The organism is Actinoplanes sp. NPDC048796 (assembly GCF_040650035.1).
Lineage (GTDB): Bacteria > Actinomycetota > Actinomycetes > Mycobacteriales > Micromonosporaceae > Actinoplanes.
Window position 1 is genome coordinate 294,089 of the sequence record NZ_JBEZGO010000006.1, and the last position, 17,483, is coordinate 311,571.

Below are 17,483 nucleotides of genomic sequence, written 5' to 3' on the forward strand. Positions count from 1 at the left end.
CGAGATCGCGGACGGTGGGTGGATGGTCACGCTGGAAACGGAACGGCTGGTGCTGCGGGAATGGCGGGATGACGATCTCGACGCGCTCGCGGCCATGAACGCCGATCCCGAGGTGATGCGGTACATCCTCGACGGGTCGGTGCTCGACCGGGAGCAGAGTGCGGCCCGGCTGCGGCGGATCCGGGAGGTCTGGGAGCGGCACGGATTCGGCCTGTTCGCGGTCGAGGGGCGGGCCGACGGCGTACTGCTGGGGTGGGCCGGTCTTTCCGTTCCCGATTTCCTGCCCGAGGTCATGCCGGCCGTGGAGATCGGGTGGCGGCTGGCCCGGCCGTACTGGGGACGGGGTTATGCGACCGAGGCGGCGGCCGAGGCCCTGCGGTTCGGGTTCGAGGACGGTGGGCTCGACCGGGTCGTCAGCATCCGGCATGTCCACAATGACCGGTCGCGGCGGGTCATGGAGAAGCTGGGCTTGCGGCACGAGTTCGACACCGTCGTTCCGGGGCACGGGCAACCCGTGGCGGTTCACGCGAAGGACAGGTAGGGCTGGCCCTACCATCGATCGGCCAGCTCACCGGATCGGTTCGGGGCAGCCTGCTGCCTAGCGTCATTCCCATGACGACGACGCAGCTCGAAGCCCCGGTCATGACCGTCCGCCCGTTCGCGCGGATCGGCGCCGACACCCGCTATGTCCTCACCGGATTCCCGATCGGGATCGCCGCCCTCACCGTCTCCGTGACGGCCTTCTCGCTCGGCCTCGGCCTCGCGGTGGTCTGGGTCGGAGTGCCCATTCTCGTCGCCGCCCTCGTGGCCGCCCGCGGTTTCGCCGCCGCGGAGCGCCGGCGCGCCGGCGCGGTTCTGGGTCAAGACCTCGAAGACCCGGTTTACCGTACGGGGCCGGCACTGCACCGCCTGGCCGATCCGCGGGCCTGGCGCGACCTGGCCCACGCCATGGTGCGGTTCATCCCGAACACGATCGCGTTCTCCTTCGTCGTGGCCTGGTGGGCCGGCCTGCTCGGCGGCCTGACCTGGGCGGCGTGGGGCTGGGCGCTCCCGAACGGTCCGGACGACCACGACGTGACGTACTGGCTGGGGCTCGGCGAGTCGTACGGCACCTCGGTCGTCTTCTATCTCGTGACCGCCGTCGTCTTCGGCGCGACCCTGCCCCTGGTGGTCCGCGCCGCCGCCCGCCTCGAGGCCGGCTTCGCCCGCGCGCTGCTGGGTTCCCGCCCCCGGTAGCCGGTGGGCTGGGTCACCTAGGACCCGTGCCGGGGGCGGCACCAGGGGGTTTCCCTGGGTTGGGGCCGGTGGGCGGCGTGTGACCGTGAGGTGCGCGTCCACAGTCGATCTCGCCAGGGAGTCTTCTCATGGTCACCAGCAATCCCCGTCGTCAGTTCCTGCAAGCGGCCGGCTCGGCCGCGCTGGCCGCCGGCGTCGCACCACTCGTCATGGGCGGGGCGGCCGAGGCCGCGGCCCCCGTCACCAGCACCAGCGTCAAGGCCGGGCACTTCGGGCCGGTGCGGCAGATCGACGCCGGCGTCCTGAACGTCGGCTACGTCGACCTCGGGCCGGCCAAGGGCGCCCCGGTCATCCTGCTGCACGGCTTCCCGTACGACATCCACAGCTACGTCGACGTGGCCCCGCTGCTCGCCGCCCGCGGCTACCGCGTCATCGTCCCGTACTTCCGCGGGCACGGCAGCACCCGGTTCCGGTCGGCCTCCACGCCGCGCAACGTCGACCAGGCCGCGTTCGCCCTCGACATCCTCGCCCTGCTGGACAAGCTGAAGATCCGGCGGGCCGTCTTCGCCGGGTACGACTGGGGTTCGCGCACCGCCGACATCATCGCCGCCCTGTGGCCGGAGCGGGTCAAGGCGCTCGTCTCGGTGACCGGATATCTGATCACCAACCTCGAGGCGAACCTGTCGCCGCTGCCGCCGGCGGCCGAGAACGACTGGTGGTACCAGTACTACTTCGCCACCGAGCGCGGCGTGAAGGGCCTGACCACGTACACCTCGGAACTCGGTCAGTTCATCTGGAAGTTCAACTCGCCGACCTGGAAGTTCTCGCAGGCCGTCTACGACCGTACGGCCGCCGCGTTCAAGAACCCCGACTACGTGCCCATCGTGATCGGCAACTACCGGTGGCGGCTGAGCCTGGCCCCGGCCGAGCCGGAGTACGCCGACATCGAGAAGAAGCTGCAGGTCGTGCCCCCGCCGCCGATCTCCGTGCCGACGATCACGATCGACGGCAAGTACGACCCGTTCACGCCCGAGGGCAACGGCAGCTCCTACCGGTCGCACTTCACCGGCAAGTACCGGCACCGCACCTTCAACGTCGGTCACAACGTCCCGCAGGAGGCCCCGCGCGAGTTCGCCCAGGCCGTGGTGGACGCCGACCGGTTGTAAAAGCCTGACCCGGGGGGAGGGTGGCCGCCCGGCGAGGGCACACGCCGGGCGGCCATCGACAACCGGCACAATGGGCCGATGCTCATCGATCTTGAGGCCGGTCCGGTCCCGGTCGCCCGCTGGACCCCGTCCGTCCCCGCATGACCGTCCAGGATCGGGCCGTCGTCTGGGGCTATCGGGCCGCCTGGTCCCTGATCGGGGCCATGCCGGAGAGAGCGGCCTACCGCCTGTTCGAGCGCGTCGCCGATCAGCTGTGGAAGCGGCGGAGCGGACCGGTGCTGCGGTTGGAGGCGAACCTGCGCCGGGTCCTGGGCCCGGACGCGACGCCGGAAGTCCTCGCCGCCACGTCCCGCGCGGGCATGCGATCGGCGCTGCGCTACTACTGCGAGGCGTTCCGGCTGAACCGGTGGGACCGGAGCCGCGTGCTGGACAGCGTCGACATCGCCGACGAGGACCGGGCGCGCCTCGACGGCGTGATCCGCTCGGGACGCGGCGCAATGCTGGCGCTCGGCCACACCGGAAACTACGACCACGCCGGCGCCTGGCTGACCGCGGCGTACGGGATCGAGTTCACCACGGTCGCCGAGAACCTCAAGCCCGAGGCGGTGGCCGAACAGTTCTGGGACTACCGTCGCAAGCTCGGGATGGAGGTGCTGCCGCACGACGGCGGCCCCTCGGTCGTCGGGACCCTGGCCCGGCGGCTGCGGGCGGGCGGCACGGTCTGCCTGGTCGCGGACCGCGACCTCAGCGCCTCCGGCGTCCGCGTCGACTTCTTCGGCGAGACCACCCGGATGGCCGCCGGCCCGGCGGCGCTCGCGGTGCTGACCGGCTGCGCGCTGCACCCGGTGAACCTGTGGTACCCGGCCCCGGGCCGGATGGGCATCAGAGTCCACCCCGAGATCCCGGTACCGGCCGACGGCACCCGCCAGCAGAAGATCGCCGCGATGACACAGGCGCTGGCCGACGCCTACGCGCAGGGCATCGCCGCCCACCCCGAGGACTGGCACATGCTGCAGAAGTACTTCGTCGATTAGGTTCTGTCGGCCGCAGGGGTGATCTCGATCCTCGTCGAGCACGACCGGTTCGACGGCTGGCTCAACTTCGCCTACCGCGCGCTCAAGAACGATCGCGACGGACGATCGCTGGAACGACGACTGGACGCCGCCGAGTCGATGCCATGGCTCCTGGACGTCATATTCACACTGGAAGGACGGGTACGCCCCGATAACAAGTACCTGCCCTGGGAACTCCGCCGGCACCCCCTGACCCGCTGGCCCGGCGAGGAACTGCTCCCCCTGTTGACAGCCACCCTGGCCGGCGACCCCGCAGCGATCCGGGCGGCATTCCAGCGCGTCGAAGAGTCCTGCGCGGCCTTCGACAGCCGGCTCACGGTCCCCGTTCTCACGCCTGTCATCGAGAGCTGGGGCGACGAGCTGCGGATCCTGAGGCACTGACACCATGCGGAACCGATCTCGGATGGCCATACTGCTCCGATGAAACTCCGAAGCTCTCGCGCTGCGCGCGGATGCGTCGCGCCGTGCGGAACAGCTCCGCTCCCGCATCACCGGCAGCGCTCGCTACCAGGAGGGCGAGGCCCCCGCTGAGGACGCGGTGGCGCTGCTCGCCGAGGCGGGCGAAGTGCTCACCGAGCTTGAGTCGCTGGTCAGGCGGATCAACCGCACCAATGCCGCGACGCGGGTCGAGGGCGGCACGCTGACCGACGCGCTCGCCCGGCGAGACGTCTTGCGCCTGCGCCACAGCGTGGTCACGTCCGCGGCGGACGCCGCGGCCGGTGAGGGCCGGCGCGGATACCGGCAGCTGCGTTCCGAGCTGAAGATGATCCCGGCGCTACCGGTGGCCGAGCTGCGCCGCCAGGCCGATGACCTCGCCCGGCAGATCCGAGAGGTGGACACGCTGATTCAACGGGTCAACTGGGAGGTCGATCTGCTCGACTGATCGACGCGGAGCAGGTAACCGACGTGGAGGCGTGCGCAAACCCGAGAGCCGGCGGGCAATCCGGCTCACTCCTGGCGCGCCGGGGGCAGGCGCGGGGGTTCGACTCCCCGGCACACATCGCATGCCCAGCACACGGCACAGGTGACGGCGCACAGGGCACGGCACACCACCGAGCGCAGATCCACGACGGCGAGGGCGGGATCGGGGAACTCCGCGTCGCTCAGGAACCAAGAGGCAGAAGGCAGCGAGCGTCGAGACTCGTAGACGCTGCGGCGCTGCCGTGGGTGCACACGTTAGCCTCGTGGGCGTGGCCACCGCACTTGTCATCGAGAACGATCCGACCGACGGCCCGGGGCGGCTGGGGGAGTGGCTGACCGAGGCCGGCCTCGAGCTGACCGTGCTGCGCCCGCACGCCGGTGACCAGCTCCCCGGCGAGCTCGACGGATATCTGGCGCTGATCGTCCTGGGCGGCGACCAGGACGCGTACCCCGACGCCGCCGGCGCGCCCGGAGCGCCCTGGTTCCCGGCCCTGGAGGGGCTGCTGCGCAAGGCCGTGCGCCACCGCGTGCCCACCCTCGGCGTCTGCCTGGGCGGCCAGCTGCTCGCCTCGGCTCACGGCGGCCTGGTCGAGCGCAGCACCTCCGGCCCCGAGATCGGGCCCGGCCTGGTCGGCAAGCGCGACGCCGCCGACACCGACCCGCTGTTCAAGTGGGTGCCGCTGCTGCCCGACGTGATCCAGTGGCACCGCGACGAGATCACCGAGCTGCCGCTCCGGGCCGTCCTGCTGGCCGCCTCCAGCCGCTACCCGCACCAGGCGTTCCGCCTCGGCGACCGGGCCTGGGGCCTGCAGTTCCACATCGAGTGCGACGCTCCGATGATCGAGGAGTGGGTGGCCGGTGACCGGGCCACCATCGACGAGCTGGGCTACGACCCCGAGGCGGTCCTGTTCGCCACGGTCGAGCAGCTGGCCGACGTCGAGGAGGTGTGGCAGCCGTTCGCGGCCCGGTTCGCCTCCCTCGCCCTGGGCACCCTGCCCGACGCCGACATACCGAATCCGGGCACCGGCCGTACCCTCCCGCTGTTGGGGCAGTAAGCCGTGACCAGGCCCAGCCGGCTCGCCCGGTACGGCTTCGCCGACGACGGGGTGCGCGCCGCCGACCTGGTCGGCCCGAGCGGCCTGCGCCTGTGGGACACCGAGGCCCAGGCGCCGGCCGGTGCCGAAGCCGCGGAACTGCTCACCGCGCTGTCCCGCGCGGCCGATCCGACCCTGGCCCTGCGCCAGCTGCACCGGCTGGTCGACGCGGCCGGCCGGGCCGAGGCCCGGGACAACGGCGGCCCGGTCACCGGTCCCGGCGGCGAGATCACCACGAACGCCGCCACCGACGAGATCGTGGCGGCGCTGGCCCAGGACGCGGGCCTGCGCCGGCGCCTGATCGCCGTGCTGGGCGCGTCGTCCGCGCTCGGCGACCACCTGGTGGCCAACCCGGACGACTGGCGGGTGCTGGTCACCGGCAAGACCGGCCTGCCGCCGAACGCCGAGGGCGGCCTTGAGGTCGACCGCGTGCCCAGCATCCCCGAGCTGCGCCGGGCCTACCGGGTGTCGCTGCTGCGGATCGCGGCGGCCGACCTGACCGGCGGGCGCGGCCTCGAGCCGACCATGGCGGCGCTGTCCCGGCTGGCCGACGAGACGCTGGGCGCGGCGTACGCGATCGCGGTCGCCGGCCTGCCCAAGGAGCCCAGCCTGGCCGTGGTCGCCATGGGCAAGTGCGGCGGCAACGAGCTCAACTACGTCTCCGATGTGGACGTCATCTTCGTCGCCGACAGCGACGAGGACCTGAGCGCCGGTACGGCGGTCGCGGCCCGGCTCATCGAGATCTGCGGGCAGGTCGCGTGGCCGGTCGACGCCGCGCTGCGGCCCGAGGGCAGTCGCGGCCCGCTGGTCCGCACGCTCGCCAGCCACCAGGCGTACTACCGGCGCTGGGCCCGCACGTGGGAGTTCCAGGCCCTGCTCAAGGCGCGGCCCGCGGCCGGCGACCGGGCGCTCGGCCAGCAGTGGATCGACGACCTGGCCCCGCTGGTGTGGCAGGCGGCCGAGCGGCCCGAGGCGGTGGCCGACGTCCGCGACATGCGCCGCAAGATCATCGAGAATGTGCCGGCCAACCAGGTCGACCGCGAGATCAAGCGCGGTCCGGGCGGGCTGCGCGACATCGAGTTCGCCGTCCAGCTGCTGCAGTTGGTGCACGGCCGCGTCGACGAGACGCTGCGCTCCGGCGGCACCCTGCCGGCCCTGCGCGCGCTGGTCGCCGGCGGTTACGTCGGCCGTGAGGACGGCGAGACCCTGCTGCGCGGCTACCGCTTCCTGCGCGGCGTCGAACACCGGCTTCAACTGCAACAATTGCGGCGTACGCACACCGTGCCCGACGACCCGGACGGACTCCGCTGGCTGGCGGCGGCCCTCGGCTACACGGCGATGCCCGGCCGCGACGCGGTCGGCGCGTTCCGCTCGGACTGGGTCGGCCACGCCGCCCAGGTGCGCCGCCTGCACATCAAGCTGCTCTACCAGCCGTTGCTCGAGGCGGTGGCCCGGGTGCCGGCCGAGGCGCTGCGGATGACCACCGAGTCGGCCGGCCGCCGGCTCAAGACGCTCGGCTTCGCTGACCCGGCCGGCGCACTGCGCCACCTCCAGGCGCTCACCGGCGGCGTCACCCGCACCTCGGCCATCCAGCGGCACCTGCTGCCGATGCTGCTCCAGGAGTTCGCCGACGCCCCCGAACCCGACCGCGGCCTGCTCAACTACCGGACCGTCTCCGACAAGCTCGGCAGTACCCCGTGGTATCTGCGGCTGCTGCGCGACGGTGGCCCGGTCGCGCTGCGGCTGGCCCGGGTGCTCGGCCTGTCCCGCTACGCCACCGACCTGCTCACCCGCGACCCCGAGGCGCTGCGGCTGCTGGCCGACGACGCCGAGCTTCAGCCCCGCAAGCGCGAGTCGCTGATCGACGGCTTCGTCGCGGCGGCCGAGCGGCACGCCGACAACCCGGTCAAGGCGATCGCCGCCATCCGGGCCCTGCGCCGGCGCGAACTGTTCCGGCTGGCCTGCGCCGACATCCTGAGCCGGGCCGAGGAGCTGGCCCCGGCCCAGCCGCTGGACGTCGACGCGATAGGCATCGCCCTCTCCGACGTCACCGACGCCACCCTGAACGCGGCCCTGGCCGTGGCCCGCCGGGCCAAGCCGGCCCCGGACGGCATGCGCTTCGCGATCATCGGGATGGGCCGGCTCGGCGGCTACGAGATGAGTTACCCCTCCGACGCCGACGTGCTCTTCGTCTACGACGGCGCCGACACCGGCTCGGCCGCGCTGGCCATCGCCGAGGAACTGCGCCGGTCGCTGAGCGCGCCCGCGCCCGACCCCGAGCTGGGCATCGACGCTGATCTGCGGCCCGAGGGACGGCAGGGCCCGCTGGTCCGGAGCCTGGCCGCCTACCAGCAGTACTACGCCCGCTGGTCGAAGGTGTGGGAGGCGCAGGCGCTGCTGCGGGCCCGCTTCGTCTGCGGCGACGAGTCGCTGGGCCGCGAGTTCGAAAGACTGGCCGACCCGATCCGCTACCCCGAGGGCGGCCTCACCCGCGAGCAGGTGGTGGAGATCCGCCGGATCAAGGCCCGGGTCGAGGTCGAGCGGCTGCCCCGCAACGCCGACCCGCATACACACACCAAGCTCGGGCGCGGCGGCCTGTCCGACGTGGAGTGGGCTGTGCAACTACTTCAACTGCTTCACGCGTACGCCATCACCGGTTTGCAGAAAACGAGCACGCTGGAAGCTCTCGACGCGGCGGTGAAGGCCAAGCTGGTCGACAAGGTCGACGCGGCGGCGATGACGGCCGGATGGACGCTGGCCGCCCAGGTGCGCAACGCGCTGACCCTGGTCCGCGGCCGCCCGACCGACCAGCTGCCCCGGCACGGTGTCGAGCTGGCCGGCACGGTGCAACTGCTCGGCGGCGGCGACCCGGGCGAGTTCGTCGACCGCTACCTGCGCCTGACCCGCCGCTCCCGGGCCGCGATGGAACGGGTCCTCGACTCTTGAGCCGCTCGCTCGTGCCCCGGCTGCCGGTCGCGCCCGGCGTGTACCGCTTTCGGGACGTACGCGGGCGGGTGCTCTACATCGGCCGGGCCACCGAGCTGCGCTACCGCGTCGGTTCGTACTGGACCGATCTCGGCAAGCGCCGCCACCTGGCCCGGATGGTTCCCCAGATCACCCGGATCGAGGCGCTGACCTGCGACTCCGTGCACGAGGCGGCCTGGCTCGAACGCAACCTGCTGGAACGATCCAAGCCGCGCTGGAACCGGACCCGCGGTGGCCAGGAGGTGCCGTTCTGCATCCGGCTCGCGGACTTCACCCTGCAGGCGGTGCACTGGCCGCCGGTGGCTTCCGGTGGTCTGATCTTCGGACCCTATCTAGGGGGTACGCAGGCCCGGCTGGCCGTTTCGGCCCTGGAACGGGTGTTGCCGCTGCGCTACACGGCCGACCGGCTCGGCGGTTCACAGCGCGACATGGCGGCGATCCTCGGCGTCGGCGCGGGCGACCGGGACCACTTCGTCACGCTGATCACGGCGTTCCTGCGCCGGGAGCCGGCCGCGGTGTCCGCGGTGCGGGCCCGGCTGGCCGAGCTGCGGGACCGGGCCTCGGAGCGGCTCGGCTTCGAACTGGCGGCCCGCATCCAGCAGGAGATCGAGGCGGTCGACTGGGTGGTGGCAGAGCAGAAGGTGACAACGCTGACCCCGGGCGACGACGCCGAGGCGTACGGCTGGTCCGGTGGGGTATTGGTACGTTTCCAGATCCGAGCCGGGCGCCTGAGCGGCTGGGAACAGCGCGGATGCTCCCAGCGGGCGGCGGAGCCGCACGTGGCGCGGACCCCGCCGCAGTGGCGCGACTTCGCGAACCGCAACGCGGAACTGGCCACCCGATTAGTGGCGGAGAGTGTTCCATCCGGTTCCTAGGGGTATGTACCTTCCATGATTTTCAGCCTGGTTCGCCGTTTCGTCATCATGGCCGTCGCGATCCCCCTCGCCGCCGCCGGCTTCCGCAAGCTGAGCGATCGGCTCGAGGCGCGCAAGGGACCGACCCGCACCACCCGCTACATGCGCCAAGGCGCTGACCTGCTGGCCGGCTTCGGCCGCCAGCCCCAGAAGAAGCGCCGCCGCTTCGCCTGGTAACTCACCCCCGCGGATTCATCCGGCGCCGGGCTTCGTTCGCCGCCGCGGCCGCCGGGGTGACGCCGTCGCGCTCGGCGGCGGCGAAGATGCCGGTCAGGGTGGACGCTATGCCGTTCAGGCGGGCGGTCACCTGGGCCGGCGTCTCGTGGTGCAGTTCGACGGCCGTGGCGCGCAGGACGCCGCCGGCGCTGACGACGTAGTCGGGCGCCCAGAGAATGCCCCGCTCGTGCAGCAGGCCGGCGGTGGCCGGGGCGTCCAGCTGGTTGTTGGCCGGGCCGGCGACGGCTCGGCAACGCAGGGCGGGAACCATCGCAGGGGTCAGCAGGCCGCCCAACGCGGCCGGGACCAGCACGTCCACCTCCGCGGTCAGGCATTCCTCCGGGGTCGCCCACGTCGCGCCGAGCTCGGCGGCCACCTCGCGCCGGGCCGGGTCGATGTCGCTGACCACCAGCTTGGCGCCCGCCTCGGCGAGCAGCCGGGCGACGCGCTCCCCGACATGCCCGAGCCCCAGCACCGCGAAGCTACGCCCGGCCAGCCCGTCATCCCTGACATCCCGGACATCCCCGACATCCCCGACATCGATTGTGCCGCCGGTGGCGTTGGGCCCGCTGAGCACGCGGCCCCCGGCGTTCCGCCCGCTCGAAGGGGCGCTCGCCGTGTGGTGCCCACTCGAAGGGCCGCTTGCCGCGTGCCCGCTCGAAGGGCCGCTTGCCGCGTGCCCGCTCGAAGGGCCGCTTGCCGCGTGCCCGCTCGAAGGGGCGGCCCACGCGTTGCGCCCGCTCGAAGGGGCGGCCGCCGGGTTGCTGGTCAGCGGGGCGGCGGGGCTTTGGCCGGACAGCTTGGCGCAGACGGCTTTGAGAGCGGCCACGGTTCCGAAAGCGGTGGCCGGCGAGGAATCGCCGCTGCCGCCGTGGGTGGTGGGGCGGCAGAAGACATGGCGGGTTCGGTCGGCGATGGTGACCATGTCGGCGGGGCCCGTGCCGACGTCGGGGCCCGTGGCGTAGAGGCCGGCCAGTTCCTCGATCACTGTGCCGGCGTCGTGCAGGGCGGCCGTTCGGTCGAAGTCGTGGGCGGGCGTGACGATCACGGTCTTGCCGCCGCCGTGGGGCATGCCGGCCAGGGCGCATTTCTCGGACATCGCGGCGGACAGGCGCAGGGCGTCCTCGAGGCCGTCGCGCCACTGCGAGTACGCCTTCATCCGGCACCCGCCCAGAGCCTGCCCCAGGGCCGTCGAGTGGACGGCGACGATGATCGGCAGGCCGGACTCCGCGCCGCGGCGGATCACCACTCGCTCGTGCGGGAACATCGCTTCCTCCGTACAACTAAATCGGTCCTTGCTGCGAAAGCTAGACGCCTGCCCGGGCCCGGCGCAGACTTGCCGAACGAAGTTCGGCGAGAGCCGGGAAGTGGGGGACGGTGGACGACATTGATTCGGCGATCGTGCGGGAGTTGCAGCACAATGCCCGGCTGACCAACCGCGACCTGGCCCGGCTGGTCGGCGTCGCGCCCTCGACCTGCCTGGAGCGCGTGCGGCTGCTGCGTGACCGGGGCGTGCTGACCGGCTATCACGCCGAGGTCGACCTGGCCGCGCTCAACCGGCACGTCCAGGCCTTCCTCCACCTGCAGGTGCGCCCGATGAGCCGCGACGTGATCGAGGGCGTCAAGGCGTACGTGACCGGGTTGCCCGAGGTTTTGTCGGTTTTCGTGGTGGCGGGCGGCGACGATCTCCTCGTGCACGTGGCGGTGCCGAGCGTCGACGCCCTCCACTCCTTCCTGATGGACAAGTTCAGCCAGCGCCGCGAGATCGTCGGCTTCCGAAGCTCGGTGATCTATCAGCACACGCGGAACCGGGTGCTCGGGCCGCTATAGAACCAGCCTCCTCCAGTCGGACAGGTCGGACAGCAGCTGCCGGTCGTGCGTCGCCACGATCACCGCCGCCGGCGTCGTGCGGATCGCCTCGGTCAGCTCGTCCACCAGCGCCGCCGACAGGTGGTTGGTGGGCTCGTCGAAGATCAGCAGGTCGGGCCGGGTGGCCAGGTGGGCGGCGAGGTCGAGCCGGCGCCGCTGACCCAGTGACAGCCGGTCGGCCGGGGTGCGCAGCGCCTCCGCGTCGAGCAGGCCGAAATGCTCCCGCGGGGCCTGGTGGGCCGAGACCTCCTGCTCGACGAACGCGATCCGGTGGAAACGCCGCACGGTGCCACCCGTGGGTTCGAGCTTTCCGGCGAGCAGCGCCAGCAGCGTCGACTTCCCGGCGCCGTTCGGCCCGGTCACCAGGAGCCGGTCACCCCCGTCGACACTCACGCTGATCGGGTGGTCCAGCCGGCCTTCCAGGTGTACGCCGTAAGCCCGCACCAGGGGCAGGCCGGCCCGGACCGCAAGCTCGGGGAACCGCAGGGCCGGCGGCGGCGCGGGAGCCGTGACCCGGTGCGCGTCGAGGGCTTCCCGCTCCCGGTTGAGGGCCTGCACGACACCGGGCGCGCGGGTCTGGCGCTGATGCCGGCCGGTGCCCTTGGGCGGGCGCCAGCCCGTACTGAGCCGATCGCGGGCCTTGCCGACCGCGGTGGTGAGCCGTTGACGCTCGGCCTGCTGCTCCTCGAAGTCCTGCTCCCAGCGCCGCCGGTCCCGCCGGCGCCCCTCCTGCCACCCGTCGTAGCCGCCGGCGTACACGCGGGGCCGGCCGTCGGAGGTGGGGTCGAGGTCGAGGAACTCCCCGGCCACGTCCCGCAGCAGCGCCCGGTCGTGGCTGACCAGCGCGAACCCGCTCCCGTGCTCGCGCAGTCGCGCGGTGAGGAAGTCGAGCCCGCCGGCGTCCAGGTGGTTGGTCGGCTCGTCGAGGAGCAGAAGGTCGTAGCGCGCCCCGAGCAGACAGGCGAGCCGCACCCGATAGCGCTGCCCCACGGAGAGGGTGCGCAGCTCCCGTTCCCGGTCGGCGCAGGCCCCGAGCGCTTCGAGCGCGACATCGACCCGCCGCTCGGCATCCCACGCGTCCAGCCGCGTGGCCAGCTCCAGCGCGGCGGCGTAGCGGTCCTCCGCGCTGTCGCCGTCGGCCAGAGCGTGGCTGGCCTGGTCGGGCGCGGCGGGGTAGCGGTCCTCCGGGCTGTCGCTGTCGGCCAGATCGCGGGTGGCCTGGTCCGGCCCGGCCGGGTAGCGGACCTCCGCGCGGTCGCCGTCGGCCAGATCACGGGTGGCCTGGTCCAGCGCGGCCAGGGCAGTGTGGGCGTCGCGCAGGGCTTCGCCGGTGAGGGTGCCCACGGTCAGGCCCGGATCGGCGGGGAGGGCCTGATCGGCCAGGCCGAAGCTGCCTACGCGGTGGACGCGGCCCTGGTCCGGTGTCAGGAGGCCCGCCAGGACCCGCAGAAGGGTCGTCTTGCCGCAGCCGTTCTCGCCGACGATGGCCAGGCGGGACCGTTGCGAGACGGTGACGGAAACCTCGGTGAGCACTCGGCGGGCGCCGAGGGTGACGCTGACGTTCTCGGCGCGCAGGTGCGCGTGGTCACTGGCGAGAGCGCGTAGGTGCGCGTGGTCACCGGCGAGGTGATCGCCGGAGGGGGACGGTGTGAAGGTACGAACAGGCACAGGAAGCTCCGCAGCTCGGAATGGAGCCGGGGCAGCGTCGAACGGCCGCTCCGGCGGGACACCGAGACGGCGGCGACAGGAAGACGAGGAGGCGCCGCCGTCAGCGGCGGGTGCGCAACCTCATGAACGCGATGCCTGTGTACATGGCGGCCAGGCTATCGGGCGCCAAGACCCGGAGCATCCGAATTAAGTCAGCTGGTCAGCGTGTAGCGGCCGGGGGTGCCGACGTGGACGCGTACCCAGTCGCCGTCGCGGTCCACCCGGGCGCCGTTCGAGGCGGTCAGCCAGCGGGAGAAGCGGACGCGCAGGACCACGTCGCCGGTGAAGGGGGCGTCGAAGGTGATCGTGTTCGCGGTCTGGGTGACCAGGGTCGCGGGGGTGCCGACCAGCGGGCGGGGGCCGGTCACCGCGTACAGCCGCCAATGCTCTCCGCTCCACACCGGGGACAGGTAGGGCAGGCCGCCGGCGATCAGCTCCGCCTCGGGACGGCCGGACCAGGTCGGCTCGGCGTCGGGGACGGCCACGAACTGCACGGCCAGCTCGTCGAGCCAGGCGCGGTAGGTGCCGGCGGTGAGGGGGGCGCCCGTACCCGTCGTACCGGGAATGGTCGTGAAAAAGAGCGGATTGCGGTCGATGTCGGCCTGGCGGAGCCAGCCGCGGGCCAGCGGGACGTCGCCCATGTGGGCAGCCTCCCAGTAGTCCCGCGTCGGCGGGATCTCGACCCGGCCGGTCAGTTTCTCCTGGGCGAGCCGGTCGAGCAGGGGAGTGAAGTAGCTCCGCTCGGCGGCCGGATCGCCGATGTCCCGAAGGTCGCCGGTCACGACGGGCGGCTGCCACCAACAGGCCGCCACCAGCAGGATCGCCACCGCCCACAGCGGCATGGGCCGTTCGCGGCCACGCCACGAGGGCCAGGTCGCGTACGCGGCCAGCACCGGCAGCGTGAACATCACGGCGAGGCGGGTCGCGTTGAGCCCCACCGGGGTGTGGATCAGCGCGGACGCGAGGACGCCGGCGGCCGACAGGAGGGCGGCCACGCGTACCGGCCGGCGCGGAACGAAGACGGCCACGGCCAGGCTCGCCACCACGGCCCGCACGGTGTCGGTCCGGCTGATGTTCATCCAGCCCCCGTCCCCGAACAGCAGGGACAGCGCCGCCAGGGGAAGCGCGGCCGGCACGGCGATGAGAAGACCTCGCGAGAGGGGCCCGGCGACGGCCAGGGCCACGCCGGCCAGGCCCAGGAACAGGCCGGCCACCGGGCTGGTGGCGCCGGCGAGCAGGGCGGGGACGGCGGCGAGCCAGGCCCGGCGGCGGGTCACCAGAACCAGGGCGGCAAGACCGAAGAACACCCCGAGGCCGTACGTGACCCGGCCGCTCACCAGGTTGCCGGCGATGCACGCCGTGCCGGCCAGGGCACCCAGCCACGGCCGCTTCGCCGACGTGGCGCGCAGCAGGACCGCGAACAGGACCGAGGCGCCGACGAGAGACAGGGCGCCGGTCAGGCGTACCCCCAGAATCGCCATGACCGGCTGGGAGACCAGGCTGTAGCCCAGTTGGTCGACCCCGGCGTACCACCGCAGGTCGATCGGGGTGTAGCCGTGCGCGGCGAAGAACTCGGCCCGGGCGACCTGAGCGGCCAGGTCGGAGCCCATCGGGGGGAGCAGCAGGTACACGGCGCCGAGCACCGCCGCGACCCCGGCGGTGACCCACTCCAGCCGGTGCCGAGCCCACACGCGCCAGACCCTACCCGGCGTCGCGGCGTGTCACGGTAGGGTGCTCGCCATGCCCCGCTCCACCGCCGTCCGATATGTGGGCCTGGCAGGGAGTCTGCTGCTGGCGGTGGCCGCCTGGCTCGGCGGCGCGAGCAGCCCGTGGGAGCCCACAGTGACGCCGCGCACGATTTTCGCCGGTGAGAACGGTGTCGCCCTCCCGCTCGCCTGGCTGCTCGGCACGCTCCTGATCATCGGCGCGTGGGTGGCCGGCGTCCGCGCGGCGCCGACGGCCCGGTGGGCGTACACGACGGCGGCGCTGTGGGCGGTGCCGCTGCTGCCGTTCCTTCCGCTGGGAAGTTACGACGCTTACTCGTACGCCTGTCAGGGCTGGCAGCAGGCGGCGGGCCTGGACCCGTACGCGGGTGGGGTGACCGACCTGGGTTGCCCGTGGGCGTCCGCCGTGGCGCCGACGTGGTTGTCGTCGCCGGCCCCCTACGGGCCGGTGTTCCTGCTGCTGGCGGCCCTGGCGGTCAAGGTGGGCGGCTCGCTGGCCGGCACCCTGGCGGCGTTGCGGGTCATCGCCGTGCTCGGCGTGGCCCTGATCGCGGTGTGCCTGCCGGCGCTGGCGAGGCGCTCGGAGGTGCCGCTGGGCCGTGCGGTCTGGCTGACCCTGGCCTGTCCGCTGATCCCGATCCACCTGATCTCGGGCACCCACAACGACGCGGTGATGGTCGGGTTCCTGGTGGCGGGCCTGGCCGTGGCCATGGGCAGCCGCCGGACGTGGGCCGCGGGCCTGCTGCTCGGCCTGGCGATCGGCGTGAAGGCGACGGCGGTCGTGGTGGTGCCGTTCGCTTTCTGGTTGGCGCTGCGGTCGCGGGCCGCCTCGGCGGGAAGGACGGCCGGTTACGTGCGGGCCGGGGGCGAGCTTGCGGCCGGCGTTCTGGTGGCCCTGGCCGCGGCGTCCCTGTTCTCCGGGCGCGGCTTCGGCTGGATCACCGGGTTGGCCGGCAGCGGCGCCTCCGTCCAGTGGACCTCCCCGCCCACCGCGATCGGCATGACCATCAGCCTCTTCGGCCCGGACGCCGTACCGGTCACCCGGCTGATCGGCATCGGCCTGCTGGCCGTGGTCCTCGTGCTCCTCTGGTGGCGCGCCCGCCTCCGCGACCCCCTCCTGCACACCGGCTACGCCCTCGCCGCGACCGTTCTGCTCGCCCCCGTCTTCCACCCCTGGTACGCCGTCTGGGCCCTGCCCGTCCTGGCCGCCACCCTGCACCACCATCTGCGCTGGCTGGTCGTCCCGTGCGCCGTCGCCGCCGCTCTCTGTCTCCCCGACGGCTACAACGTGGCGCTGGCCGTGAAGTCCCAAGGCGCCATCCTCATGACGGCCTTCGTAATCTATTTAGCGTGGAAAGCACTACATGAAGCGAAAAATCGGAATAGTCGCGGTCTTGGCGCTGATCGCGCTGTTCGTCGTCTACCTGGCTGAGACGCGTAACGAGTACTTCGACTCGAAGGTCTACTACGGCGCGATCCAGTACTGGTTCCGCGGCGACGGCGGCATGGTCTACGACTGGCTGCGCCCCGGCACGCCGTACGGCTTCACCTATCCGCCCTTCGCCGGGCTGGTGATGGCGCCGATGGCGTTCCTGCCGTTCGGCGTGGTCGTCGTCATCGCCATCGTCGCCACCGTGCTGACCACCGCGCTGCTCACCTGGTGGTTCGTCTCGCCGCTGATCAAGCGGAAGGGCTGGACCGTCTGGTTCGCCTTCGCGGTCGCGTGCTGCCTGGCCATCGCCTTCGAGCCGGTCCGCGAGACGATCACCTTCGGGCAGGTCAACACGCTCCTGCTCACGCTGGTCGCCGGTGACCTGCTGCTCGGCCTGGCCAAGGGGCGCAAGTGGGCCGGCGTCGGCATCGGCCTGGCCACCGCGATCAAGCTGACCCCGGGCGTGTTCATCCTCTACCTGCTCGTCACCCGGCGCTGGCGGGCCGCGATCACCGCCTCCGGCACCGCGGCCGGGGTGAGCCTGGTGGCCGCCGCGGTCTTCCCGGACGAGTCGCGCGAGTTCTGGACCTCCGCCCTGTGGGACACCAACCGGGTCGGCGTGCTCTCGTTCCTATCGAACCAGTCGGAGCGGGGCTTCCTGGCGCGGCTGCACATCGACCAGGTCGAGTCGAAGGTCTGGCTCGCCTGCGTACTCCTGACCCTGGTCTTCTGGGCTTGGCGGGTGCGAGCCCAGCCGGACGACATCATGGGCGGCCTGGCCCTGACCGGCGTCCTCGGGTGCCTGATCAGCCCGGTCACCTGGATCCACCACTGCGTCTGGCTCATCCCGGCCATCGTGCGCTGCGTCGACGTCGGCCTGTCGGGGCGGGACCGGCGGCCCCTGTGGCTCGGCGCGGCCGCGTACGTCATCATGACCTCGCGGTTGACCTGGTGGTGGGAGAAGCGGCCGCGCCCGCCGCTGGAACTGATCGGCGGCAACTTCTATGTCTGGTTCAGCCTGGCCCTGCTGATCTGGACACCCATCGGCACCCGTCGTTCTTCTGACGTCCACCAGGAGGACAAGATCCTTCTGTAGCCAGAGAGCGTGCCTAGACGCCGTACGACTTCGGCCAACGAGGGCGACTA

Annotated in this window: 16 protein-coding genes; 13 read left to right on the plus strand and 3 right to left on the minus strand. The window is 72.4% G+C overall.

Annotated features, from left to right (window positions below):
* Positions 1 to 22: 22 nt before the first annotated feature.
* From AB0C26_RS25880 to AB0C26_RS25925, 10 genes are all read left to right on the plus strand, one after another.
* The gene (locus AB0C26_RS25880; protein WP_360252472.1) at positions 23 to 541 is read left to right on the plus strand and encodes a GNAT family N-acetyltransferase; all 519 of its coding nucleotides are present in this window, start codon (positions 23 to 25) and stop codon (positions 539 to 541) included.
* A gap of 71 nt (positions 542 to 612) precedes the next feature.
* Positions 613 to 1,236 (plus strand): sensor domain-containing protein, encoded by a 624-nt coding sequence (locus tag AB0C26_RS25885; RefSeq protein ID WP_360252475.1) that lies wholly within the window; start codon positions 613 to 615, stop codon positions 1,234 to 1,236.
* Positions 1,237 to 1,364: 128 nt separating this feature from the next.
* The gene (locus tag AB0C26_RS25890) at positions 1,365 to 2,402 is read left to right on the plus strand and encodes an alpha/beta hydrolase (protein ID WP_360252478.1); all 1,038 of its coding nucleotides are present in this window, start codon (positions 1,365 to 1,367) and stop codon (positions 2,400 to 2,402) included.
* A gap of 140 nt (positions 2,403 to 2,542) precedes the next feature.
* Positions 2,543 to 3,436 (plus strand): phosphatidylinositol mannoside acyltransferase, encoded by an 894-nt coding sequence (locus tag AB0C26_RS25895; protein ID WP_360252481.1) that lies wholly within the window; start codon positions 2,543 to 2,545, stop codon positions 3,434 to 3,436.
* Positions 3,437 to 3,454: 18 nt separating this feature from the next.
* On the plus strand, positions 3,455 to 3,856 hold the full coding sequence (locus AB0C26_RS25900; RefSeq protein WP_360252484.1) for a hypothetical protein: 402 nt from the start codon (positions 3,455 to 3,457) through the stop codon (positions 3,854 to 3,856).
* Positions 3,857 to 3,917: 61 nt separating this feature from the next.
* A complete protein-coding gene (locus tag AB0C26_RS25905; RefSeq protein WP_360253146.1) occupies positions 3,918 to 4,358 on the plus strand; it encodes a DIP1984 family protein in 441 nt (146 codons plus the stop codon).
* A gap of 307 nt (positions 4,359 to 4,665) precedes the next feature.
* Complete coding sequence (locus AB0C26_RS25910) at positions 4,666 to 5,451, plus strand: type 1 glutamine amidotransferase (protein ID WP_360252487.1); 786 nt, start codon at positions 4,666 to 4,668, stop codon at positions 5,449 to 5,451.
* Between the two features lie 3 nt (positions 5,452 to 5,454).
* Positions 5,455 to 8,436, plus strand: coding sequence for a bifunctional [glutamine synthetase] adenylyltransferase/[glutamine synthetase]-adenylyl-L-tyrosine phosphorylase (locus AB0C26_RS25915; protein WP_360252490.1), 2,982 nt, complete (start codon positions 5,455 to 5,457; stop codon positions 8,434 to 8,436).
* Positions 8,433 to 9,350, plus strand: coding sequence for a GIY-YIG nuclease family protein (locus AB0C26_RS25920; RefSeq protein ID WP_360252493.1), 918 nt, complete (start codon positions 8,433 to 8,435; stop codon positions 9,348 to 9,350). Before AB0C26_RS25915 ends, AB0C26_RS25920 begins: the two co-directional genes overlap by 4 nt.
* Positions 9,351 to 9,365: 15 nt before the next feature.
* Positions 9,366 to 9,566, plus strand: coding sequence for a hypothetical protein (locus tag AB0C26_RS25925; protein WP_360252497.1), 201 nt, complete (start codon positions 9,366 to 9,368; stop codon positions 9,564 to 9,566).
* Position 9,567: 1 nt separating this feature from the next.
* Here the strand turns inward: AB0C26_RS25925 and AB0C26_RS25930 are convergent, their stop codons facing one another.
* Positions 9,568 to 10,872, minus strand: coding sequence for a Glu/Leu/Phe/Val dehydrogenase dimerization domain-containing protein (locus tag AB0C26_RS25930; protein ID WP_360252500.1), 1,305 nt, complete (start codon positions 10,870 to 10,872; stop codon positions 9,568 to 9,570).
* A gap of 110 nt (positions 10,873 to 10,982) precedes the next feature.
* Between AB0C26_RS25930 and AB0C26_RS25935 the strand changes: the two genes are divergently transcribed.
* On the plus strand, positions 10,983 to 11,435 hold the full coding sequence (locus AB0C26_RS25935) for an Lrp/AsnC family transcriptional regulator (protein ID WP_360252503.1): 453 nt from the start codon (positions 10,983 to 10,985) through the stop codon (positions 11,433 to 11,435).
* Here AB0C26_RS25935 and AB0C26_RS25940 read toward each other — a convergent pair.
* Together AB0C26_RS25940 and AB0C26_RS25945 are read right to left on the minus strand one after the other, a co-directional pair.
* Positions 11,430 to 13,142, minus strand: coding sequence for an ATP-binding cassette domain-containing protein (locus AB0C26_RS25940; protein ID WP_360252506.1), 1,713 nt, complete (start codon positions 13,140 to 13,142; stop codon positions 11,430 to 11,432). The two genes, AB0C26_RS25935 and AB0C26_RS25940, sit on opposite strands and share 6 nt — an antisense overlap.
* Before the next feature lie 191 nt (positions 13,143 to 13,333).
* Positions 13,334 to 14,872: a hypothetical protein gene (locus AB0C26_RS25945; RefSeq protein ID WP_360252510.1), complete on the minus strand. Its 1,539-nt coding sequence runs from the start codon at positions 14,870 to 14,872 to the stop codon at positions 13,334 to 13,336.
* A 49-nt stretch (positions 14,873 to 14,921) separates the two neighbouring features.
* Between AB0C26_RS25945 and mptB the strand changes: the two genes are divergently transcribed.
* Together mptB and AB0C26_RS25955 are read left to right on the plus strand one after the other, a co-directional pair.
* The gene (mptB, locus tag AB0C26_RS25950; RefSeq protein ID WP_360252513.1) at positions 14,922 to 16,337 is read left to right on the plus strand and encodes a polyprenol phosphomannose-dependent alpha 1,6 mannosyltransferase MptB; all 1,416 of its coding nucleotides are present in this window, start codon (positions 14,922 to 14,924) and stop codon (positions 16,335 to 16,337) included.
* Positions 16,300 to 17,433 carry a glycosyltransferase 87 family protein gene (locus AB0C26_RS25955; RefSeq protein WP_360252516.1) on the plus strand — a complete coding sequence of 378 codons (1,134 nt, stop codon included), beginning with the start codon at positions 16,300 to 16,302 and terminating at the stop codon, positions 17,431 to 17,433. The genes mptB and AB0C26_RS25955 overlap by 38 nt, the downstream gene beginning before the upstream one ends.
* Positions 17,434 to 17,483 lie beyond the last annotated feature (50 nt).

Excerpts from the sequence above, each read along its gene's own strand:
- AB0C26_RS25880 (WP_360252472.1), top strand. The coding sequence starts at position 23 with ATGGTCACGCTGGAAACGGAACGGCTGGTGCTGCGGGAATGGCGGGAT.
- AB0C26_RS25885 (WP_360252475.1), top strand. The coding sequence starts at position 613 with ATGACGACGACGCAGCTCGAAGCCCCGGTCATGACCGTCCGCCCGTTC.
- AB0C26_RS25890 (WP_360252478.1), top strand. The coding sequence starts at position 1,365 with ATGGTCACCAGCAATCCCCGTCGTCAGTTCCTGCAAGCGGCCGGCTCG.
- AB0C26_RS25895 (WP_360252481.1), top strand. The coding sequence starts at position 2,543 with ATGACCGTCCAGGATCGGGCCGTCGTCTGGGGCTATCGGGCCGCCTGG.
- AB0C26_RS25925 (WP_360252497.1), top strand. The coding sequence starts at position 9,366 with ATGATTTTCAGCCTGGTTCGCCGTTTCGTCATCATGGCCGTCGCGATC.
- AB0C26_RS25930 (WP_360252500.1), bottom strand. The coding sequence starts at position 10,872 with ATGTTCCCGCACGAGCGAGTGGTGATCCGCCGCGGCGCGGAGTCCGGC.
- mptB (WP_360252513.1), top strand. The coding sequence starts at position 14,922 with ATGCCCCGCTCCACCGCCGTCCGATATGTGGGCCTGGCAGGGAGTCTG.